Origin of the sequence: Microcoleus sp. PH2017_08_TRC_O_A (genome assembly GCF_020738665.1) — a bacterium.
Taxonomy (GTDB): Bacteria; Cyanobacteriota; Cyanobacteriia; order Cyanobacteriales; family Microcoleaceae; genus Microcoleus.
The window spans coordinates 1-2792 of record NZ_JAEQCE010000187.1 but is presented as its reverse complement, the minus strand read 5'-3'; the positions used below and the strand labels follow the sequence as shown (position 1 = coordinate 2792).

The following is a 2792-nucleotide window of genomic DNA, read 5'->3' as shown; positions in this document are numbered from 1 at the left end:
TTGGTTTCACGTACTTTGCCATATTAGTATTATGGATCGCCATGTACGCATTGTCCAGTCTTGTCCAATAAATTAATGATTAGAGGCATACCGATCGCCACTTCTCCCAAGGTCATTTCCTGCCCCGATCCCGTCGGACACTCGACTTTAAAACTGTCGCCCAGATAGCTGTGAAAGCGCTCTAAGGCTTCAATAATCAAATAATTCACCGGAAACCACACGGGGCCGCGCCAGTTGGAGTTACCGCCAAATAAGCCGGTGCTGGATTCAGCCGGTTCATACCGGACGAAATAATCATTCCCCCCTAATTGCAAGCAATAGGGATGATCCTGGTGATACTTGGAGATGGCTCGAATCCCGAACGGACTGAAGAATTCCGCTTCATCCAACATGCGTTGCAGAATCCGTTGCAGTTTGCTGCGATAGGCGATCGCCAACAACCGTCGCGCTCCCATTCCCGGTGTTTCCATACAGGCGACATTCTCTTTGAGGTCAGGGCGATTGCGAATAAACCACTGCATCCGCCGTTTGAAACCGGGAAATTTTTCCAGGGTTTCGAGTTCCAGCACGATGACAGCATAGAGCGGAATTAAACCTACCAGCGATCGCACCTTCAACGGTAACTGTTGCCCATCGGGTAAATGTAGCGCATCGTAATAGAAGCCATCGACCTCATCCCACAGCGCAATATTGCTTTCGCCAATGCCATCGATCGCGTCGGCAATGTAGAGAAAATGCTCAAAAAACTTACTGGCAATGTCTTCGTAGCTGTCGTCGGCTTTGGCTAATTCGAGGGCGATCGCCAGCATATTCAGGCAATACATGCCCATCCAACTGGTGCCATCGGCTTGGTTGAGGTAGCCGCCCGTGGGCAATTCGGCACTGCGATCGAAAATGCCAATGTTATCCAACCCCAAAAAGCCACCCTGAAACACATTGTTGCCCGCCATATCTTTGCGGTTCACCCACCAAGTAAAGTTGAGCAGCAACTTGTGAAAGACCCGTTGCAGAAAGGCGCGATCGCCCTGCCCAGTGGATTTTTGCTCAATTTGATAGACCTGCAATGCCGCCCACGCCTGCACCGGAGGATTCACATCGCTAAATTTCCATTCATAGGCAGGGAGTTGGCCATTGGGATGCATATACCATTCACGGGTGAGGCGATCGAGTTGCAACTTGGCAAACGCCGGATCGATCATCGCTAACGGAATCAAATGAAATCCTAAATCCCACGCGGCAAACCAGGGATACTCCCACTTGTCGGGCATGGAGAGAATATCTTCACTGAACAGTGTGCCCCATTCGTGATTGCGTCCGGCTTTGCGATCGGTAGGCGGCGCGGGTTGTCCCGGATCGCCTTTCAGCCAGTCATTCACGCTGTATTGATAATATTGTTTGCTCCAGAGCAGTCCGGCAAACGCTTGGCGTTGAATATTGCGTTCATCGTCCGATTGGGGAAAGGGCGAAACCTCTTGATAGAACTGATCGGCTTCCTGTTTCCGGGTCTGAAAAATCTGCTCAAACTCAGCGCTAAACGGGGCGGACAATTGGGACCGATCGCTCAACCGCAGGCGCACGGTTTTGGTGGCTCCTGGTGCCAAGGTCAGCGAATAACGGGCGGCAAATTTTGTGCCGACCCGATCGGGATTAATCGCTTGAGCATCACCATTCACCACATAGTTATTAATGCCATCTTTCACATAGGGCGATCGATTCGCTGTGCCAAACAATCGCTGATAATTGGTTTCGTTATTCGTAAATAGTAATTCTGCATCACCCTCACAGTAAAGCCAATGCGTTGCCAGGGTGGGATGCTGGGCTTCGAGTTGACTGAACGTTGGATCAGAATGCACGACTTTGATTAAAGGCGGTGTGATGTCCGGGTTCCAGTCCCAGAGATTGCGAAACCATAGCGTGGGTAATAACTGTAAGGTGCTAGCTTCACTGCCGCGATTGGCGATCGTGATTTGAATCAGAATATCTTCCGCTGTGGCTTTGGCATATTCTACAAAGACATCGAAGTAGCGATCGCCATCAAAAATACCAGTATCCAGCAATTCAAACTCGGGTTCTAGTTTGCCGCGGCGTTGATTTTCTGCGACTAATTGAGCATAGGGAAATGCCTGCTGTGGGTACTTATACAGGCATTTCATGTAGGAATGGGTCGGGGTGCTGTCGAGATAAAAATAATATTCCTTGACATCTTCGCCATGATTGCCTTCATTGCCTGTTAAGCCAAAAATGCGCTCCTTGAGAATGGGATCGTGACCATTCCACAGGGCGATCGCAAAACATAAGCGTTGTCTTGTGTCAGAAATTCCGGCAATGCCATCTTCACCCCAACGGTAGACGCGCGATCGGGCCTGGTCGTGAGGAAAATAATCCCAAGCCGAGCCATCGGGGCTGTAATCCTCCCGCACCGTGCCCCATTGTCGCTCACTTACATAGGGTCCCCAGCGTTTCCAGTAGGCGATCCGGTCTTGGTCTTGCTGCAATCGAAGTTTCTCTGGAATCATCAAACTTCTCCGGTACGGTGAATAACGATCTAAAGAGTTTGCTAACAGAATTCTGCGTGTTTTTAATAAAAGCAGCCTGAGAACTAGATGAGAAAGCACATCTTTGTCAGACCGGCGGCTTTGCCTGAGCACCAACTATGGTTGTTTTTTCCAGTCGTCGGTCAGTAAACCTGAGAACCGTTACATAAATCCTACCCAAAGTTACTCAAGATTGGACAATATTGGACTTTGAGCTTCGTTTACTTCCTGCTTCATCCTGGTAGTGTCGGCACTCAC

At 49.7% G+C, this 2792-nt stretch carries 1 protein-coding gene; it reads right to left on the bottom strand.

The window, feature by feature from the left end:
- Positions 1–29: 29 nt before the first annotated feature.
- Complete coding sequence (locus JGK22_RS32870; RefSeq protein WP_293314536.1) at positions 30–2516, bottom strand: glucosidase; 2487 nt, start codon at positions 2514–2516, stop codon at positions 30–32.
- Positions 2517–2792 lie beyond the last annotated feature (276 nt).